This window comes from Micromonospora sp. NPDC001898 (assembly GCF_042891255.1).
GTDB lineage: Bacteria > Actinomycetota > Actinomycetes > Mycobacteriales > Micromonosporaceae > Micromonospora.
This window is the reverse complement of record NZ_JBIATC010000010.1, coordinates 7,446-26,479: the sequence shown is the minus strand read 5'-3', so window position 1 is coordinate 26,479 and position 19,034 is coordinate 7,446. Positions and strand designations below refer to the sequence as shown.

16 protein-coding genes are annotated in these 19,034 nt (G+C 73.3%); 13 read left to right on the top strand and 3 right to left on the bottom strand.

Annotated elements, in window-relative coordinates; all coding sequences use genetic code 11:
* Positions 1-16 precede the first annotated feature (16 nt).
* On the bottom strand, positions 17-625 hold the full coding sequence (locus tag ACFYZF_RS20935) for a LysE family translocator (RefSeq protein WP_387023180.1): 609 nt from the start codon (positions 623-625) through the stop codon (positions 17-19).
* Positions 626-708: 83 nt separating this feature from the next.
* On the opposite strand from ACFYZF_RS20935, the gene ACFYZF_RS20930 reads away from it, so the two are divergent.
* A complete protein-coding gene (locus tag ACFYZF_RS20930; protein WP_387023178.1) occupies positions 709-2,208 on the top strand; it encodes a PLP-dependent aminotransferase family protein in 1,500 nt (499 codons plus the stop codon).
* A gap of 94 nt (positions 2,209-2,302) precedes the next feature.
* Here ACFYZF_RS20930 and ACFYZF_RS20925 read toward each other — a convergent pair whose 3' ends face one another.
* Positions 2,303-3,316 (bottom strand): cupin-like domain-containing protein, encoded by a 1,014-nt coding sequence (locus ACFYZF_RS20925; protein WP_387023177.1) that lies wholly within the window; start codon positions 3,314-3,316, stop codon positions 2,303-2,305.
* The gene (locus ACFYZF_RS20920) at positions 3,313-3,597 is read right to left on the bottom strand and encodes a hypothetical protein (protein WP_387023175.1); all 285 of its coding nucleotides are present in this window, start codon (positions 3,595-3,597) and stop codon (positions 3,313-3,315) included. The genes ACFYZF_RS20925 and ACFYZF_RS20920 overlap by 4 nt, the downstream gene beginning before the upstream one ends.
* Before the next feature lie 282 nt (positions 3,598-3,879).
* On the opposite strand from ACFYZF_RS20920, the gene ACFYZF_RS20915 reads away from it, so the two are divergent.
* From ACFYZF_RS20915 to ACFYZF_RS20860, 12 genes are read left to right on the top strand one after another with little or no spacing between them, the layout of a single operon-like run.
* Complete coding sequence (locus ACFYZF_RS20915; protein ID WP_387023173.1) at positions 3,880-5,538, top strand: ABC transporter substrate-binding protein; 1,659 nt, start codon at positions 3,880-3,882, stop codon at positions 5,536-5,538.
* A 20-nt stretch (positions 5,539-5,558) separates the two neighbouring features.
* Positions 5,559-6,569, top strand: coding sequence for an ABC transporter permease (locus ACFYZF_RS20910; RefSeq protein ID WP_387023171.1), 1,011 nt, complete (start codon positions 5,559-5,561; stop codon positions 6,567-6,569).
* Positions 6,569-7,456 (top strand): ABC transporter permease, encoded by an 888-nt coding sequence (locus ACFYZF_RS20905; RefSeq protein ID WP_387023169.1) that lies wholly within the window; start codon positions 6,569-6,571, stop codon positions 7,454-7,456. The genes ACFYZF_RS20910 and ACFYZF_RS20905 overlap by 1 nt, the downstream gene beginning before the upstream one ends.
* Before the next feature lie 5 nt (positions 7,457-7,461).
* The gene (locus ACFYZF_RS20900; RefSeq protein WP_387023404.1) at positions 7,462-9,540 is read left to right on the top strand and encodes a dipeptide ABC transporter ATP-binding protein; all 2,079 of its coding nucleotides are present in this window, start codon (positions 7,462-7,464) and stop codon (positions 9,538-9,540) included.
* Complete coding sequence (locus tag ACFYZF_RS20895) at positions 9,537-11,588, top strand: hydantoinase/oxoprolinase family protein (RefSeq protein WP_387023167.1); 2,052 nt, start codon at positions 9,537-9,539, stop codon at positions 11,586-11,588. The genes ACFYZF_RS20900 and ACFYZF_RS20895 overlap by 4 nt, the downstream gene beginning before the upstream one ends.
* Complete coding sequence (locus ACFYZF_RS20890) at positions 11,585-13,273, top strand: hydantoinase B/oxoprolinase family protein (RefSeq protein ID WP_387023165.1); 1,689 nt, start codon at positions 11,585-11,587, stop codon at positions 13,271-13,273. The genes ACFYZF_RS20895 and ACFYZF_RS20890 overlap by 4 nt, the downstream gene beginning before the upstream one ends.
* Complete coding sequence (locus ACFYZF_RS20885) at positions 13,266-14,936, top strand: hydantoinase B/oxoprolinase family protein (protein ID WP_387023164.1); 1,671 nt, start codon at positions 13,266-13,268, stop codon at positions 14,934-14,936. Before ACFYZF_RS20890 ends, ACFYZF_RS20885 begins: the two co-directional genes overlap by 8 nt.
* A complete protein-coding gene (locus ACFYZF_RS20880) occupies positions 14,933-16,204 on the top strand; it encodes an amidohydrolase family protein (RefSeq protein ID WP_387023162.1) in 1,272 nt (423 codons plus the stop codon). Before ACFYZF_RS20885 ends, ACFYZF_RS20880 begins: the two co-directional genes overlap by 4 nt.
* Positions 16,201-16,698 (top strand): nuclear transport factor 2 family protein, encoded by a 498-nt coding sequence (locus ACFYZF_RS20875; protein ID WP_387023160.1) that lies wholly within the window; start codon positions 16,201-16,203, stop codon positions 16,696-16,698. Before ACFYZF_RS20880 ends, ACFYZF_RS20875 begins: the two co-directional genes overlap by 4 nt.
* Entirely contained in the window at positions 16,695-17,699 is a 1,005-nt protein-coding gene (locus tag ACFYZF_RS20870) for a zinc-binding dehydrogenase (RefSeq protein ID WP_387023158.1), read from the top strand. Before ACFYZF_RS20875 ends, ACFYZF_RS20870 begins: the two co-directional genes overlap by 4 nt.
* Positions 17,696-18,025 carry a TIGR04076 family protein gene (locus tag ACFYZF_RS20865; RefSeq protein WP_387023156.1) on the top strand — a complete coding sequence of 110 codons (330 nt, stop codon included), beginning with the start codon at positions 17,696-17,698 and terminating at the stop codon, positions 18,023-18,025. The genes ACFYZF_RS20870 and ACFYZF_RS20865 overlap by 4 nt, the downstream gene beginning before the upstream one ends.
* Positions 18,025-19,023, top strand: a complete 999-nt coding sequence (locus ACFYZF_RS20860; protein ID WP_387023154.1) for an LLM class flavin-dependent oxidoreductase — start codon at positions 18,025-18,027, stop codon at positions 19,021-19,023. Before ACFYZF_RS20865 ends, ACFYZF_RS20860 begins: the two co-directional genes overlap by 1 nt.
* The last annotated feature ends 11 nt before the right edge of the window (positions 19,024-19,034 follow it).

Here is a 19,034-nt window from a genome sequence, read left to right as displayed (position 1 = left end):
GACACTCCTTGACGAATCAGCGGGTGAGCGCCAGCGCGGCACCCATGGCGAGGAACGAGCCGGCGAACCCGCGCCGCAGCCAGGTGCTCACCCAGGGCCGGCTGAGCACGTGGTCGCGCACCGTGCCGGCGAGGACGCCGTAACCGGCGTACACGACGAGGGTGAGCGCCATGAGCACCGATCCGAGGCCGAGCATCCGGACGAGCCGGTGCGGGTCGTCGGCACCGACGAACTGGGGCAGGAACGCGACGAGGAAGATCGTCAGCTTCGGGTTGAGCAGGTTCGTCAGCACCGCGCCGGTGACCACCTGCCGGGCCGACGGCGCGGGTCGCGTCGCGTCCGGGTCCGACGCGCCACGGTCCCGCAGCGTCGTCCATCCGAGCCAGACCAGGTACGCCGCGCCCGCGTACCGCAGGGCCTGGAAGGCCGGCGCGGCGGTGTGCAGGAGCGCGGCCACGGCGACCAGCGCGACGGCCAGGTGCGGTACGACGCCGAGGGTGCAGCCGGCCGCGGCGAGCAGCCCGGCGCGGCGTCCCCAGCCCATCCCGGTGGCCACGGTGTACAACACCCCGGCGCCCGGGGTGACCACCACGACGAGGGCGGCGATCAGGAAAGCGATGGTCACGACAGTCCTTCCGGTGAGATGGCCGCGGCCCTGGTCCGGGCCGCCGGCTGTCGTCACCACCACTCTGCTGTCATGATGGCCCGATGGGCAGGGCCAAAGAACCATCACCGCAGAGGTCCATAACTGCCGGGTCGGACTTCCTGCACCTCGACATCGCCGACGCCCCACCCGGCGGCCGGGCCGACTGGCTCTCGGCCCAGCTCCGGCAGGCCATCGCCAGCGGGCGGCTCCCCGTCGGCGGGCGGCTGCCGGCGACCCGCGTGCTCGCCGCCGACCTCGGGGTCTCCCGGGGCGTGGTCACCGAGGCGTACCAGCGGCTGGTCGAGGACGGCCAGGTCGCCGGGTGCGGCCGGGCCGGCACGGTGGTCGTCGCCGCACCGGCCGCCCCACCGCCGATGCGCCGCCCCCCGGCCACCGCGACCGCGCCGGCCGCGCTGTTCCCGCAGGCCCCGGGCAGCGACGTCTTCGACGCGGTACGCGCCGTGCCCGCCCGGATCGACCTGACGCCCGGCCTGCCCGACCTGGCGGCTTTTCCCCGCGCGGACTGGCTGCGCGCCGAGCGGGCCGTGCTGGGCCGCCTCGCCCCGGCCGACTTCGGCTACGGGGACCCGTGCGGCGCGCCCGCGCTGCGCCACGCGGTCGCCGGCTGGCTGGCCCGCAGCCGGGGCATCGCCGTCGACCCCACGGAGGTGGTCGTCGTCGCCGGGGTGTCCCAGGCGCTCGGCCTGCTCGCCCAGGTGCTCCGCGCCGACGGGATCACCCGGATCGGAGTGGAGGACCCGGGCTCCCTCGGCGTCCGCCAGCACCTGAACAACTGGGGCGTCGACACCCCGCCGGTGCCGGTCGACGGGGCCGGCGTGCGCGTCGACGCCCTCGCCGCCGCCGGTCTGCCGGCCGTGCTGCTCACCCCCGCCCACCAGTTCCCGACCGGGGTGGTGCTCGACGGCGAGCGCCGCCGCCGACTTGTCGCCTGGGCGCGCGACGGCGGCCTGGTCATCGAGGACGACTACGACGCCGAGCACCGCTACGACCGGCCCCCGGTGCCCGCGCTGCGGGGGATGCTGCCCGACCGGATCTGCTACGCCGGCAGCGTGTCGAAGCTGCTCGCCCCCGCCCTGCGGGTCGGCTGGCTGCTGGTGCCCCAGCGGTACCGCGCCGCCGTGGTGGCCGCCAAGCGCAACGCCGACCTCGGCAACGCGGTGCTCCCGCAACTCGTGCTCGCCGAGCTGATGATCTCCGGGGCACTGGAGCGGCAGCTTCGGCTGCTGCGCCGTCGCCACGTCCGTCGCCGGGACGCGATGATCGCCGCGTTGGCCAGGCACCTGCCCCGGGCCACGGTGCACGGGGCCGCCGCCGGGCTGCACCTGATGGTCACCCTCGACGCCGACGTCGCCGACACCGAGTTGGCGGCGGCGACCCTGGCGCGCGGGGTGAAGACGCAGCCGCTGTCCTGGCACTGCCAGCGTCCGTACCGCCCGGGCCTGGTCCTCGGGTACGCGGCCAACCCGGCCTCGGACATCGAGCAGGGGATCGCCACCGTCGCCGACGCCCTGTCCGGGCTCCGCCGGACGCGCGGGTCCTGACCGGGCTGTGTGCCGGCCTGGTCCGGGTCCACGGGCCCGCCGCCCGACCGGGGCCGGCACGCCACGTCACCGCGACGACGCCGCCCCGGAGGCGTCACTCGTCCAGGCCCGCAGCCGGTGGGGTCGCCATCTTGTGGTTCTGCCCGGGGATCTGGAAGTGGTGGAAGGTGACCGTGGCGCTGACGTCCAGGGCCTGCACCCAGTGCCACCAGCCGACGGGGATGAGCAGCATCTGCCCCGGTTCCAGGACGGTCTCCAGCACGGTGGCCTCGGCGAACCGTGGGTGCCGGGTGAGGTCCGGGCGGGCGGCGTCGACGGCGCTGAACGTGCCGCCGCGCGGGTAGACCAGGTGCCGCTCGTACGAGGGCACGAGGCGCACGTGCTTGCGGCCGAGGACCTGGCACAGCAGCACCGTGCTGTTGTCCACGTGCAGCGGGGTCACCGTGCCCGCCGGGCCCAGCAGCAGATGCCCGAGGGCCGTCGGGTCCACGATCCCCTCGGGCGGGCGCACGTCGGCGGCGAGCGGGCGCAGCGCCTGGGACCAGTTCTCGTTGCGGGGGACCATGTAGTAGTCGTTGGTGCGGGTCCCGGACCCGAGCAGCGTCAGGTAGTCGCGGAACGGCATGGTGGTGCGGTGGCGGTCGTACTGCCAGGCGTGGTCGGGGTTGGCCTCCCGCCCGGTCATCACCTCGACGACCGCGTCGCCGCAGGCGGCGGCCAGGCCGTCGAGGGTCCAGCCGAGCGCGGGCCAGTCCGTCATCAGGCCCTCCAGCACGACGGGCCGGTGGCCGAAGTAGTGCCGGGCGAAGAACTCCTCCGGCGTGATGCCCGCGCGGCGCTCCAGGGTTTCTCCGCCGTCGCTGTTGCGCAGCGTCCGGTAGGTGTCCAGCACGGACTCCATCCAGTCGTAGCGCAGCGCGAGGCGGCGGCACACGGCGAAGTACGGGTGGGCGGTGAGTTCGCCCAGCTCCGCGTCGACGGCGTCCGCGTCGGCGCCCCCGGAGACGGCGGCGGCCCGCGCCTGCTCGACGGGTGCGCCCATGGCCAGGTTCTCGGCGAGCCACTCCTGCCAGACCCGGTCCAGCCGGGAGGTGGCGAGCAGGGTCATGCCGCGCCGCCGGGGACGGCGGTGAGCTGCGGCTCGCGGGTGTACTCGGTGCAGTTGACGTAGGAGTTCTTCACGTGGGCCGGGAAGTGGTCGGCGTCCGGGACGGCGGTGAGCTGGGCCGCGCGGGCGTACTCGGCGCAGACGACGTAGTTGTTCTTGACATGGGCGGGGAACTGCTCGGTGTCCGGGAGGGCGCTGAGCTGCGCCTTGCGGGTGTACTCCTCGCAGTTGACGTAGGAGCCCTTGACGTGGGCCGGGAAGTGGTCCGGAAGTGAGGTCATGGATCAGAGTCAACGCGCCGGATCGACCCGGCCGCCAGGGACAGGCGTCCCGTCCGGCCGGGACGCCCCCGGCACCGGCGTATCGGTGCGTGTATCAACTCTGTGAACTCATGTGAACATTGGCTTCACGGGTCATCGGCCATTCGGCCAGCATGGGTGGCCGAATTCGAGGGTTTGACGGCGAACAGGGTTCAGGCTCTTGTTCACTCCCACTTAATCCGGTAGAACACGGGTAGGTCCTCAGCACGGACCATCTGCCTCGTGTTTCTAGGAGGACTACCCATGGCTCGTTCCCACCGTGCGGGCGGCGCCTCCTCGCCCGCCCTGTCCCGCCGCGGGGTCCTGCAGTTGGGCGGCAGCGTGGCGCTCCTGCTGGCCACCGGCGCCTGCGCCGCCAACAGCGAATCCAAGCCCCGCGACGGCGCATCGGGCGGCCCCACCGCCAAGGCGCTGCGGATCGCGGTCTCGAGCTACCTGTCGAGCTGGGACCAGGACTTCGTGGGCTTCGACCTGACCGCGCTGATGCTGTACAAGAACGTCTTCCCTTACCTGATCGACTACGGCGTCACCACCGCCGGCGACAGCCAGATCCTCGATACCCAGAACGTCCCCCCGACGTTCGCCGAGTCCTTCGAGCCGGACGCCACGCAGCGGGTCTGGACGCTCAAGCTGCGCCGCGGGGTCAAGTTCGCCAGCGGCAACGAGCTGACGGCCGCCGACGTGAAGTGGTCCAAGGATCGCGCCTTCGCCGCTCAGGCCAACGTCGCCGGCGTCTACCGCACCATCGGCCTGACCAAGCCCGACCAGGTCAAGGTGGTCGACGACCACACCGTCGAGTTCCACCAGGCGTTCGCCAGCGCCCTCACCCGACAGATCCAGGCCATCTCGCTGTACGTCTTCGACTCCGTCGAGGCGAAGAAGCACGCCACCGCCGACGACCCCTGGGCCAAGGAGTGGTTCGCCAAGAACCCGCCGACCGGGGGCTACTACAACGTCACGAAGGCCACCCAGGGGCAGGAGATCGAACTCTCCGCGAACGCCGGATACCCGGGCCCCGACCCGGCCAAGACGCCCACCATCCGGATCTCCGTGGTGCCCGCCGCCTCCAACCAGCGGCTGCAACTCCAGGCCGGTGACATCGACATCGCCCTCGGCATCAGCCAGCGCGACATCCAGGACCTCAAGAAGGCCTCCGGCATCAAGGTCATCTCGGCCGCCAGCAACCGTCAGGTCACCATCCAGATGTCCGTCACCACGGCGCCGTTCAACGACGTGAACGTCCGCCGGGCCCTCGCCCACGCGACGCCGTACGAGCAGATCATCAACAACGTCTACGGCGGGGACGCCCGCGCCGCCAAGAGCCCCGTGCCGCTGGACATGCCCGGCTACGACGCCGGCGGGTACCCGTTCACCCACGACCTCGACCAGGCCAGGGCGGCCATGGCCGAGGCCGGCAGGACAACCGTCGACTCCGAGCTGGTCTTCGAGGCCGACAACGAGGAACAGCAGAAGATCGCCGTCCAGGTGCAGAGCGAGGCGGCGAAGGCGGGGATCAACCTCAAGCTGACCCCGCTGGACCCGGCCACCCTCGGCGAGCGGCGGTCCAAGAAGAACGTCCCGCTGCAGATCACCTCCGGTCAGCTCTGGGTCAACGACGTCGAGTACATGCTCGCCACGAGCTTCGTCAAGGGCGCGAACCTCAACTACTCCAACTACAGCAACCCGGAGATCGAGAAGATCTACGAGCAGTCACACACCACCGTCGACCAGGCGGCCCGCGGCCAGCTCTGGAAGCGCGTCCAGGAGATCCTCGCCGTGGACGTGCCCTGGGTGGTCGTCTGCCAACCCAACTTCAACCTGCCCGTACGCGACGACGTCGCCGGCTGGGTGCAGCCGATGGACGGCCTCGCCCGCCTGCGCTACCTGACCGCGTCGGCCTAGGCCGGGCGGGACCGCTGCCCATGCGCATCCTCCGGTTCGTCGCCAGAAGACTGCTCCAGCTCATCCCGGTGCTGCTCGGCGTGATCGTCCTGACCTTCCTCCTGGTCCGGGTGCTGCCCGGCGACCCGGTGCGGACCATCCTCGGGCAGAACGCCACCGAGGCCGACGCCGACGCCGCCCGTGCCCGCTTCGGGCTGGACCAGCCGCTCTGGCGGCAGTTCCTCGACTACCTGACGGGGCTGGTCACGGGCGACTTCGGCACCTCGATCCAGAGCGGCGCCCCGGTCGGCGCGGAGATGGCGCTGCGGGTGGGGCCCACCCTCGAACTGGTCGTCATCGCCGTGACCATCTCCCTGGTGGTGGCCACCGTCCTCGGCGTGTGGTCGGCCCGCCGCGCCGACCGGCCGGCCGACCACGGCATCCGGGTCCTCGCCCTGGTCGGCAACTCCGTGCCCGAGTTCTGGCTCGGACTCGTGCTGGTGCTGGTGGGCTACAGCGTGCTCGGCTGGTTCCCGGCCCCCAACGGGCGGGTGGACCCCGACACCGACCTGACCCCGCTGACCGGCGCGGACCTCGTGGACGCCGCGCTCACCGGGAACGGACCGGCCATGGCCTCCGCCGCGGCGTACCTGGCCCTGCCGGTGCTGACCCTGGTCATCGGCGTCGTCGCGCCCCTGCTGCGCAGCGTGCGGGCCTCCGCCCTGGAGGTGCTGCACTCCGAGCCGTACGCCGCGGCGGCGGCGCACGGCCTGCCCCGGCGCACCCTGCTGTACGGCTACCTGATGCGCGCGACCCTGGTCCGGCTGCCGTCGCTGGCCGCGCTGGTGTTCGGCACCGCCATCGGTTCCACCGTGCTCGTCGAGTACGTCTTCTCCTGGCAGGGCTTCGGCCAGTGGGCGCTGCGCGGCCTGCTCTACCGCGACTACCCGGTGGTCCAGGCATCCGTGCTGGTGATCGCGCTCTGCTACGTGCTGGTGTTCCTCATCGCCGACGTGGTCCACGCCATCCTCGACCCGAGAGTGAGGATCTGATGGCCGACCCGCGCACCAGCGGCCCGACCGAGGCCACGGCCCCGCCCGGCCCCGTCACCGGCCCCGCCCCGGGCAGCCGCTTCGCCCGCGTCCTGATCGTCACCGGCGCCGCGATCCTCGCGGTGATCGCGGTGGCCGCGCTGTGCGCGCCGCTGCTGAGCTCCTGGGGCGAGACCGAGATCGACCCCGCCGCCACCCTGACCGGCCCGGGCGGCGGCCACCTGCTCGGCACCGACGGCAACGGCATGGACATCTGGAGCCGGGTGCTCTACGCCGCCCGGCTGGACCTGGGCATCGCGGTGGCCGCCGTCGCGCTCGCCGTCACCGTCGGCACGCTGCTCGGCCTGGTCGCCGGCTACCGCGGCGGCTGGATCGACGACGTGCTGATGCGGGTGGTCGACATCTTCCAGGCGTTCCCCACCTTCATCCTCGCCCTGGCGGTGGCCGCCCTGCTCGGCAACGGCACCGTCAACCTCATCATCACCATCGCGGCGGTGAACGCCCCGGCCTACGCCCGGCTGGTCCGCGCCGAGGTACGTACCCTGCGCGAGCTGCCCTTCGTCGACGCCGCCGTCACCTCCGGGGCGTCGACCGCAGGCATCCTGTGGCGGCACCTGCTGCCCAACAGCCTCACCCCGGTGCGGGTGATCGCCCCGCTCAACTGCGGCTGGGCGATGCTGACCCTGGCCGGGCTGTCCTTCCTCGGCCTCGGCGTGAGCATCCCCGCCGCCGAGTGGGGGGCCATGATCAGCCTCGGCGCCGCGGACGTGGTCGGCGGCCGGTGGTGGACCTCGGTCCCACCCGGCCTGGCCCTGCTCGTCTGCGTCCTGGGATTCAGCCTGCTCGGCGAAGGCCTGCAGGAACGCGCGGACGCGAAGCGGCGGTGACCGGAATGCTGTCGATCGAGAACCTGTCGGTGGCCATCCGCCGCCCCGGCCGCGAGGTGGCCGCGCTCAGCGACGTCACCCTCACCGTGCGACCCGGCGAGGTCGTCGGCCTGGTGGGGGAGAGCGGCGGCGGCAAGAGCATGGTCGCCCGCGCCGTGGTCGGCCTGCTCCCCGGCGGTTCGCACGCCACCGGGCGGGTCGACTTCGACGGCGCGGACGTGCTGCGGATGGACGAGTCCGCGCTCGCCGCCCACCGTGGCCGGGGAGCGGCGATCTGCTTCCAGAACCCGCGCGGCGCGCTCAGCCCCACCCGCACCGTCGGCCGGCAGCTCGTCGACCGGCTCGTCACCCACCAGGACGTGTCCGCCGACCGGGCCCGTGAGGCCGCGCGGGAGCTGTTCGAGGCCGTCGGCATCCGTAGCCCGCAGCGCCGGCTCGACGCGTACCCCCACGAGCTGTCCGGCGGCATGGCCCAGCGGGTGATGATCTCCCTGGCCACGGGCTGCGCCCCCGGCCTGCTGATCGCCGACGAGCCGACCACCGGCCTCGACGTGACCCTGACCCGGGAGATCCTGCGGCAGTTCCGGCACGCCGCCGACACCGACGGCCGTGCCGTACTGCTGATCTCCCACGACCTCGCCTCCATCGCCCAGGTCTGCGACCGGGTGGTGGTGCTCTACGCCGGCACCGTGGTGGAGAGCGGCCCGGCCGGTCAGGTGCTGCGCCAGCCGGCGCACCCGTACACCCGCGCGCTGCTGCGGTCGGTGCCCGACCTCGGCGGCCGGCCCGTCGTCGCCACCCCCGGCGCGATGCCGCTGCTGACCCGGGCGCCGCTCGCCTGCCCGTTCGCCGCCCGCTGCGCGCACGCCGACGACACCTGCGTCACCCGCCGGCCGCCCACCGAGCCCCTCGCCGGTGGCCCGGACGGCTGGTCGCTGGCCTGCTTCCACCCCCGCACCGGCCCCCTCGACGCCGGCTCGGCCGACATCCCGCCGGGCTCCGACGCTGCCACCGTCCCACCGGGCTCCGACGCCGCCGACCTCGGCCCGGGACCCGGCTCCCCGGACCCGGCCCCGCGCGGCACCGGACCCGCCGTGCTGGAGATCGACGACGCGCACGTCATCTACCGCAGCCGGTTCTCCTCCGGCGGGCACCACGCGCTGCGCGGGGTGAGCCTGCGGCTCGCGCCCGGCGAGACACTCGGCGTGGTCGGCGAGAGCGGCTGCGGCAAGAGCACCCTCGCCAAGCTCATCATGGGCCTGGTGCCGCCCACCTCCGGCACGGTCACCGTCGCCGGGGCAACCCCGGGGCCCGGCCGGGGCCGCGCGTCCGGGCGGGCGGCGCGGCGGCTGCGCACCCGCGCCCAACTGGTGTTCCAGGACCCGATCGGGTCGCTCAGCCCGCGCCGCACGGTCGGCGACTCCATCGCCGAGCCCCTGCGGGCCGCCGGCCTGTCCGCCGCCGAGCGCGACACCCGGGTCGCCGCGGTGCTGGACCGGATGGAGCTGGACCGCGCGATCCTGCGCCGCTACCCGCACGAGCTGTCCGGCGGGCAGGCCCAGCGGATCGGTATCGCCCGCGCCCTGGTCGGCGAGCCGGACCTGATCGTCTTCGACGAGCCCACCTCGGCCCTGGACGTCACCGTGCAGGCGCAGATCCTCGCCCTCATCGCCGACGTGGCCGCCGACGCCGACCGCGCGGCGGTGTTCATCTCCCACGACCTGGCCACGGTGCGCGGATTCGCCGACCGGGTGGTGGTGCTCTACCTCGGGCGCGTCGTCGAGGAGGGCCCCGTCGACGTCGTCTTCGACCACCCCCTGCACCCGTACACGCGGGCCCTGCTGGCGAGCGCGCCCCGCCTCGGCGGGCCCCCGCCGCCCGACGCCGCCCCGGTCGAGCTGGTCAAGGACCTGGAGGAGGCCGACGCGGCGACCGGCTGCCCGCTGGCCGCCCGCTGCCCGTTCGTCACAGACACCTGCCGCACACAGCCGCAGCAACTCCAGTCCCACGGCGCGAGCCGGGCCGCCTGCTGGCGCATTCCCGAGCTCCCCGCCCTGATCGGAAAGCAGGCCACCACGCCATGACACGTCGTCCCGTCCGGCTGGCCGTCGATATCGGTGGCACGTTCGTCGACGCCATGGAACTGGACACCCGCACCAACCGGGTCCGCTTCCGCAAGGCCTCCACCACCCCGGCGCGCCCCGCCGACGGGGTGCTCGCCGCCATCACCGCCCTGGGCACCGACCTGTCCGAGGTGGAGCTGTTCATCCACGGCACCACCCTCGGGCTCAACGCGGTGCTGGAACGCCGGGGCGGACGCACCGGCATCATCACCAACGACGGCTTCCGGGACATCTTCCTCGTCGGCCGGGGCAACGTGCCCAACGACCACATGTACGACTTCCAGTACGAGCGGCCGGAGAGCCTGGTCCAGCGCCGGTTCACCGCCGGGGTGCGGGGCCGGCTCGACCACCGGGGCCGGGTGGTGGAGGAACTGGACCCCGACAGCGTCCGCGCCGCCGCCCGCGCCCTCGTCGTCGACCAGCAGGTCACCTCGATCGCCATCTGTTTCCTGCACTCGTTCCTCGACCCGAGCCACGAACAGGAGGCCGCCCGGCTGATCCGCGAGGAGTTCCCCGAGGTCAGCCTGTCGCTGTCCACCGACATCGTGCGCGAGTACCGGGAGTACGAGCGGACCAGCACCACCGTGCTGGAGGCGTACATCCGGCCGATCTTCGAACGGTACGTCGACGAGCTGGAGGCCGGGCTGGCCGAGCGGGGCTTCACCGGGCGGTTCCTGATCATGCGTTCCGGCGGCGGCTCGATGAGCAGCGCGGTCGCGAAGACGTCACCCACCCACACCGTGCTGTCCGGGCCGGCCGGCGGCATCGTCGGCGCCGCGTACCTGGCCGCCGAGCTGGGCCGCGACAACCTGCTCACCTTCGACATCGGCGGCACCTCGCTGGACGCCTGCGTCATCGAACGCGGCAACCCCGCCGCCGCGTACGAGGCGCAGCTAGAGCACTTCCCGCTGCTGATCCCGACGTACGACATCCGGACCATCGGCGCCGGCGGCGGCTCGATCGCCTGGCTGGACCGGGGCCTGCTCAAGGTCGGCCCGCACAGCGCCGGCGCCGACCCCGGGCCGGTCTGCTACGGCCGGGGCGGCACCCGACCGACCGTCACCGACGCGGCCGTCGTGCTCGGCTACGTCGACCCCGACCGCTTCCTCGCCGGCACCATGGGACTGCACGACGCGGCGGCGCGCGACGCCGTACGCGAACAGCTCGCCGAGCCGCTCGGCCTGGACGTGGAGGCCGCCGCCGCAGGCGTGCTCGACGTGCTGCTGGCCCGCACGGTCGGCGCGGTCCGGCAGATCACCGTCGAACGCGGCCACGACCCCCGGCAGTTCTCCCTGCTCGCCTTCGGCGGGGCAGGGCCGCTGCTGGCCCCGCTGCTGGCCCGCGAGATGGGCATCGGCGAGGTGATCGTGCCCTTCGCACCGTCCGGCTTCTCCGCGTGGGGCATGCTGTCGGCCGACATCGTCAACGACTTCAGCCGCACCGTCATGGCCATCCTGGACGACGCGGACCTCGTCGAGCTGGAGCAGGTCTTCAAGGCCGTCGGTGCCGAGGTGGTCGCGTCGCTCGAGGCGCAGGGCGTGCCGGCCGACCAGGCCCTGCTGGAACGGCAGTTCGAGCTGCGCTACCTGGGCCAGGAACACAGCCTGATGGTCACCGTCGGCGGCACGCTGGACCGCGACGCGGTCCGGACCGCCTTCGACGAGCTGCACCGCAGCCGGTACGGCCACACCATGGGCAACCCGCTGCAGATCCTCAACCTGCGGGTGCGCGGCATCGGCCGCACCGGCCGGCCCGAGCTGGGCACCCGTCCGCGTGGCGACGGCGACCCGACGCAGGCCCTGCTGGCCCACCGGGACGCCTACGACTTCGGCCGGCGGGCGGTCGTGCCGTTCGCCGTGTACGACAGGTCCGCGCTGGACGCGGGCGACACGTTCGCCGGGCCGGCGCTGGTCGACGAGGGCACCTCCACGACGGTGGTGCCCAGCGGCCAGCGGGTCACCGTCGACGACCACGGACACCTGCTCGTCACCCTGGAGGCAGCCGCATGACCACCCTGGACGGTGCCCGCGTCGAGGTCGTCCGCAGCTACCTGCTGTCGGCGGCGGAGGAGATGCGGGCCACCCTGATCCGCACCTCGTTCAACCCGGTCATCTACGAGGTGCACGACTTCGGCCTGTCGATCTACGACCCCGACCTGCGACTGGTCGCCGAGGCCACCGGCCTGACCTTCTTCCTCGGCGCCAACGACCACTCGCTGGCCAAGGGCGTCGAGTACGTCGGCCGGGACAACCTGCACCGCGGCGACGTGGTGCTGCTGAACTACCCGTACTGGAACGCGGCGCACGCCTACGACGCGACCCTGTTCGCGCCGGTCTTCCGGCCCGACCCGGCCGACCCGGAGGCCGACGGCGAGCTGGTGGGCTTCCTCTGCGTCCGGGCGCACTGGATGGACCTGGGCGCCAAGGACCCGGGATACGTGCTCGACTCCACCGACATGCACCAGGAGGGCCTGATCTTCCCGGGCACCAAGGTCGTCTCCCGGGGCGAGCCGGTCCACGAGATCCACGAGCTGATCCGGTTCAACTCGCGGATGCCCGACGCCGTGCTCGGCGACCTGCACGCGCAGATCGCCGCGCTGCGCACCGGCGAACGCCGGCTGCTGGAGATCGTCGAGAAGTTCGGGCGTCCGACCGTGGACGCGGCCGTCGACCGGATCATCGCCGACGGCGAGGCCCGCGCCCGGGCCGCGCTCGCGGCCCTGCCGCAGGGCAGCTGGACCGCCGAGGACTGGGTCGACGACGACGGCATCACCGACGACCCGGTGAAGATGCGGGTCACCGTCACCATCGCCGACGGCACCTTCACGGTCGACTTCGCCGGCTCGGCGCCGGCCACCCGGGGTCCGATCAACATGCCGTTCGGCGCCACCGAGGCGATCTGCAAGGTCATCCTCAAGTCGCTGACCTCACCCGACGAGCCGTCCAACGCCGGCACCGTCGCGCCACTGGAGGTACGGGCCGAGCCCGGCACCCTCTTCCACGCGGTCTACCCGCAGCCCACCTTCACCCTGTGGACCGGCATCGTCGCCGTCGAGCTGATCCTCAAGGCCCTGGCCCAGGGGATGCCGGACCGGTTGCCGGCGTCCAGCGGCGGAGACGTGCCGGGCTTCATGATGGTGGGCCTGCACCCGGACACCGGCCAGATGTTCGCGGTCAGCAACAACGACCTGGTCGGCTGGGGCGGCACCCCGCACCACGACGGGATGGACGCCGCCACCCACATCTCCGGCAGCACCGGCCGGGGCACCCCGATCGAGGTTCTGGAGGCGCGGACGGGGATGTTCTTCGAGCGGGTGGAGATCCGTACGGATTCGGGGGGTGCTGGTCGGTTTCGGGGTGGGTGTGGGTTGCGGCGGGACATTCGGTTCGTGTCGGCGGGGGAGTTCCTGTCGGTGATCAAGAAGACGAAGTCCGCGCCGTGGGCGCTCGATGGTGGGTTGTCGCCGGATCCGAACCAGGTGGTGGTGTTCCCGGGCACGGATCGGGAGGCGCGGGTGAGCACGAAGCGGACGCCGGTCGAGGTGGGTGACCGGGTGACCCTGTTGACGGCCGGTGGTGGTGGGCACGGTGATCCGAGGCGACGTGATCCGGAGGCGGTGCGCCGGGACGTCGCCGAGGGTTACGTCTCCGCCCACGCTGCCCGAGACCTGTACGGGGTGGACGTCGATGAGTGAGCCGGCCGTCGACGGGGCCACCGTCGAGGTGGTCCGCAGCTACCTCGTCTCCGCCGCCGAGGAGATGCGCGCCGCGCTGGTGCGTACCGCCTTCAACCCGGTCATCTACGAGGTCTACGACTTCGGCATCTCCCTCTACGACCGCCACCTGCGGCTGGTCGCCGAGTCCACCGGACTGTCCCGCTTCCTCGGCGCCAACGACTACTCCATCCAGCGCGGCATCGAGTACGTCGGCCGGGACAACCTGCACCGCGGCGACGTGGTGCTGCTGAACTACCCGTACTGGAACGCGGCGCACACCTACGACGCGACGCTGTTCGCCCCGGTCTTCCTGCCCGGGGACGCCGAGCCGATCGGCTTCCTGTGCATCCGCGCCCACTGGATGGACCTGGGCGCCAAGGACCCGGGCTACGTCCTCGACTCCATCGACATGCACCAGGAGGGGATCATCTTCCCCGGCACGAAGGTGTACGCCCGGGGCGAGCCGGTCCACGAGATCCACGAGCTGATCCGGTTCAACTCGCGGATGCCCGACCTCGTCATCGGCGACCTCAACGCGCAGATCGCCGCGCTGCGCACCGGCGAGCGGCGGATGACCGAGCTGTACCAGCAGTACGGGCCCACCATGGTGGACGCCGTCATCGACCGGGTGATCGCCGCCGCCGCCGACTCCGCCACCGAGGCGGTGGCTGCCCTGCCGCAGGGCCGCTGGACCGCCGAGGACTGGCTCGACGACGACGGCGTCACCGACGACCCGATCCGCATGCGGGTCACCGTCACCATCGCCGACGGCACGTTCACCGTGGACTTCGCCGGATCGTCCCCGGCGGTGGCCGGGCCGGTGAACCTCCCGCTCGGGGCCACCATCGCCACCTGCCGGGTCGCGTTCAAGGCGATCACCACGCCCACCGAGCAGACCAGCGCCGGCCACTTCGCCCCACTGCGGGTACGCGCCGAGCCCGGATCGCTGTTCCACGCGCAGTACCCGGCCGCCACGTTCACCCAGTGGACCGGCACCGTGGCCCTGGAACTGATCTACCGGGCCCTGGCCCAGGGGATGCCGGACCGGTTGCCGGCGTCCAGCGGCGGAGACGTGCCGGGCTTCATGATGGTCGGCCTGCACCCGGACACCGGCCAGATGTTCGCGGTCAGCAACAACGACCCGGTCGGCTGGGGCGGCACCCCGCACCACGACGGCATCGGGCCGGCCAACCACCTGTGCCAGACCCAGGCCCGCAACACCCCCGTCGAGGTTCTGGAGGCGCGGACGGGGATGTTCTTCGAGCGGGTGGAGATCCGTACGGATTCGGGGGGTGCTGGTCGGTTCCGGGGTGGGTGTGGGTTGCGGCGGGACATTCGGTTCGTGTCGGCGGGGGAGTTCCTGTCGGTGATCAAGAAGACGAAGTCCGCGCCGTGGGCGCTCGATGGTGGGTTGTCGCCGGATCCGAACCGGGTGGTGGTGTTCCCGGGCACGGATCGGGAGGCGCGGGTGAGCACGAAGCGGACGCCGGTCGAGGTGGGTGACCGGGTGACCCTGTTGACGGCCGGTGGTGGTGGGCACGGTGATCCGAGGCGACGTGATCCGGAGGCGGTGCGCCGGGATGTCGCCGAGGGTTACGTCTCCGCCCACGCCGCCCACGACCTGTACGGAGTGACCGCATGACCGCCGCAAGCACCCCCGAGCCGTCGAGCCTGCTGCTCGGCAACTGCACCGTGCTGGACGCCCGCGTGGCGGACGGCACCAGGCCCCTGTCCGACGCCGGCGTCTGGGTCCGCGGCGACCGCATCGCCGCCGTCGGCCCGTACGCCGAGGTGGCCGCCCGGGCCCAGGCCGCCGGCCCGGTGACCGACCTGGACCTCGACGGGGCGTACCTGACCCCCGGCCTGGTCAACATGCACACCCACTTCTCGCTGTCGCTGCCCGGCGCCGGGGGCGACAGCGTCAAGAGCATGGGCCCGCACGACCTCGCCCTCTACATGGCCGACGGTGCCCGCCGGACCCTGCACTGCGGCGTCACCACCGTGCGCTGCGTGGCCGAGAAGGACCACGCCGACTTCGCGCTGCGCCGCGCCATCGCCGCCGGCCGCACCGAGGGCCCCCGCATCCACACCGCCGGCCGCGCCCTCGTCTGCACCGGCGGGCACGGCCACGAGAGCAGCGACACCCTTGAGTGCGACGGGCCCGTCGGCTTCCGCCACGGCGCGCGCAGCCAGATCCGGGCGGGCGCGGACCTGATCAAGGTGATGATCTCCGGCGGCATCGCCGGCGAGCACGAACGCATCCACACCCCCCAGCTCTTCACCGACGAACTCGCCGCCGTGATCGAGACCGCGCACGCCTGGGGACGCAAGGTCACCGCGCACGCCGGGCCGGCGGAGGTGATCGGCGTGGCCGTGGACCTCGGCCTGGACTGCGTGGAGCACGGCTACCAGCTCACCCCGCAGGTCGCCCAGCGGATGGCCGAGCGGGGCACGGCCCTGGTGCCGACCCTGCTGGTGACCCGCTGCAAGGAGTTCTTCGACGAGCTCGGCGTGCCGGAATGGATGCAGTGCCGCTCGCTCGGCGCGGGCCCCGGGCACCTGGACAGCTTCGCGACGGCCGTCGCCGCCGGGGTGCAGGTGCTGCTCGGCAGCGACATGCCGCCGTTCTGGCATTTCGAGGGCACCAACGCCACCGTCCGGGAGCTGGAGTACATGGCCGAGGTGATCGGGCCCGCCCGGGCCCTGCACGCCGGCACCCTCGGCCCCGTCCGGTGGCTGGGCGTCGAGGACGACCGTGGCACCGTGCAGGACGGCAAGCTGGCCGACCTGATCGCCATGGACGACGACCCGCTCGACGGCGCCGCCGCGTTCCGGGGCGTGCGCTGGGTGATGAAGGGCGGCCGGGTCGTCCGCGACGACCGGGCCGGCGCGCCGGGAGGTACGCGATGACGTCCGCCGACGCCGCCGGGTACGCCGGCCAGGACGGCACCGCCGGGTACGCCGGCCAAAACCGCACCGCCGGGTACGCCGGCCAGGACGGCACCGCCGGGGCGGCGGCCATCGCCGCCGGGATCGACGACATGTACGAGGCGTTCCTGGCCGGCGACCGCCCCCGGTTCGACGGCCACCTGCACCCCGAGGTGACCACCTGGGAGACCCACCTGCCCGGCCCGCTGCGCACCCGCTCGCAGCTCGACTCGTACCGCGACCAGCGTGACGCCACCGGGCAACGGCCCCGGCTGGCGGTGCTCGCCGCGCGGGACAAGCACATCGACGTCTGGGGCGAGTTCGGTGTCGCCCGCTACGTCCTCGTCGCCCAGGCCCACGCCCAGGGGGCGCCCGAGCTCACCCGCGTCACCGACGTGCTGCGCCGGGCCGGTGACCGGTGGCTGATCGTGCACCACCACGCCGAGTTGCTGCGCGAACCGGAGCCGGCCCCGTGATCCGCCGGCTGGTCGCCCACCGCACGGGCGAGCCGACAGACGTGCTGTCGGTGGCGGAACTGCCCGACGACCCGCCGCCCGGCCCCGGCGAGGTACGCCTCGCCGTTCACGCGGTCGGCCTGAACTTCCTCGACGTGTCGCTGTGCCGGGGCGAGTACCCGGTGCGGCCGGACCCGCCGATGACCCCCGGCGTCGAGGCCGCCGGCCGGGTCGTCGCCGCGGGCGAGGGCGTAGCGCACCTGCTCGGCCAGGAGGTCGTCGCCTGCCCGGCGCTGCCCCGCGGGGCGCTCGGCTCCACGGTGACTGTGGACGCCGCCGTGGTCGTGCCCCGCCCGCCCACCGTGGACCCGGTGACCGCGGCGGCGCTGCCGGTCACGTACCAGACCGCGTGGTTCGCCCTGGAACGTGCCGGCGTCACCGCCGGGCAGACGGTGCTGGTGCACGCCGGCGCCGGCGGCGTCGGCATCGCCGTCACCCAGCTCGCCGTCGCCCGGGGCGCGCGGGTCCTCGCCACCGCAGGCGGCCCCGCCAAGACCGCCGTCTGCCGGGAACAGGGCGCGGCGGTGGCCGTCGACTACACCACCGAGGACTTCGTGGCGGCCGTGCGGGACGCCACCGACGGTGACGGCGTCGATGTCGTCGTCGACCCGGTCGGCGGCGACATCCTGGCCCGCTCGCTGGACTGTCTGGCCTTCGAGGGCCGGCTCGTCACCGTCGGCGCCGCCGGTGGCCCACCACCGCCGGTCGACCCGGCCCGGCTGATCGCCGCGAACGCCACCCTGGTCGGCCTGTCCTGGGGCTCCCGGTACCCGTGGCGCCGCGCCCCCGAGGTGCGCGCCGCCTACCAGGCCCTGTTCGACCTGCACGCCGCCGGTGCGGTCCGGCCGCCGGTCAGCCGGGTGGTGTCCCTGGAACAGGCCCCCGCGGCGCTGGCCGAGCTGGCCGCCCGCCGGACCATCGGAAAGATCATCGTACGGGTCGAGGAGAGGGAGCAGGCATGACGGAGACCCCGGACGGCGACATGGACATCTACGACCTGCGGGTCACCGTCGACCGCATCGAGGGCAGGTCGGTCTGCGGCATGGCGGTCGGCGACCACTTCGAGCTGACCGACAGCGCCCACCTGAAACTGCCCGAGGGTCAGCACTTCTGCGTGTACGCGCTGGCTGCCGTCCTGCCGTTCCTCGCCGCGAAGCAGCGCGACCTCGCCGCCGGGGACTGGCTGGCCCAGGACTCCCACTTCGCCTGCCCCGACCCCGAGGAGCGACTCGTCATGAAGGTGGAACGGACCTGCCGGCGACGGATGAACTCGGCGGACCTGACCTGATGCCCGTCGAGATCGGACTCGGGCTGCAGAGCGACAAGCCCGCAGGCGCGTACGCCGCGTTGGCGCAGGCCGCCGAGGCCCACGGCTTCGACGTGCTGACCGTCTTCGGTGACCTGATGTACCAGCCGCCCATCTTCCCGCTGCTGGAGATGGCCCGGGCGACCAGCCGGGTCCGGCTCGGGACGGCCTGCCTCAACCCGTACTCGCTGGCCCCGTACGAGATCGCCGGCCAGCTCGCCGCTCTGGACCTGGCCTCGCACGGCCGGGCCTACCTGGGGCTGGCCCGTGGCACCTGGCTCGGGGCGGTCGGCCTGGCCCAACGCCGGCCGCTGACCACGATCGAGGAGGCGGCGGCCGTCGTCTACCGCCTGCTGCGCGGCGACCGGGACGGCTACCCCGGCCGGGTCTTCACCCTGGAGCCGGGCACCGCGCTGCGCTACGCCGTGCACCGGCCCGACCCGCCGCTGCTGATCGGCGCGTGGGGCCCGCAGGGCGCGGCCCTGGCCGGCCGGATCGCCGACGAGATCAAGGTGGGCGGCAGCGCCAACCCCGACATGGTGCCGGTGATCCGTGGCCGGGTGCGGGTGGGCGCCGACCGGGCCGGTCGCGACGTCGAGGACGTCGGCATCGTGTTCGGCGCCGTGACGGTGGTCGACACCGACGGCGAGGCGGCCCGGGCGAAGGCCCGCACCGAGGTCGCCATGTACCTCGCCGTCGTCGCGGACCTCGACCCGACCGTCGCGCTGCCCGACGGCCTGGTGCAGCGGGTCGGCGCCCTGGTCGACGAGGGCGCGCACGAGGCAGCCGGTCGCCTCATCCCCGACGACGTGCTCGACCGGTTCGCGTTCTCCGGCACCCCGGCCCAGGTGGCCGCGCAGGCCCAGACGCTGATCGACGCCGGGGTCCGCCGGATCGAGTTCGGCACCCCGCACGGGCTGACCGACGACCGCGGGGTGGACCTGCTCGGCTCCGCCGTGCTGCCCCTGCTGCGCAGGTAGAAGGGAACGCG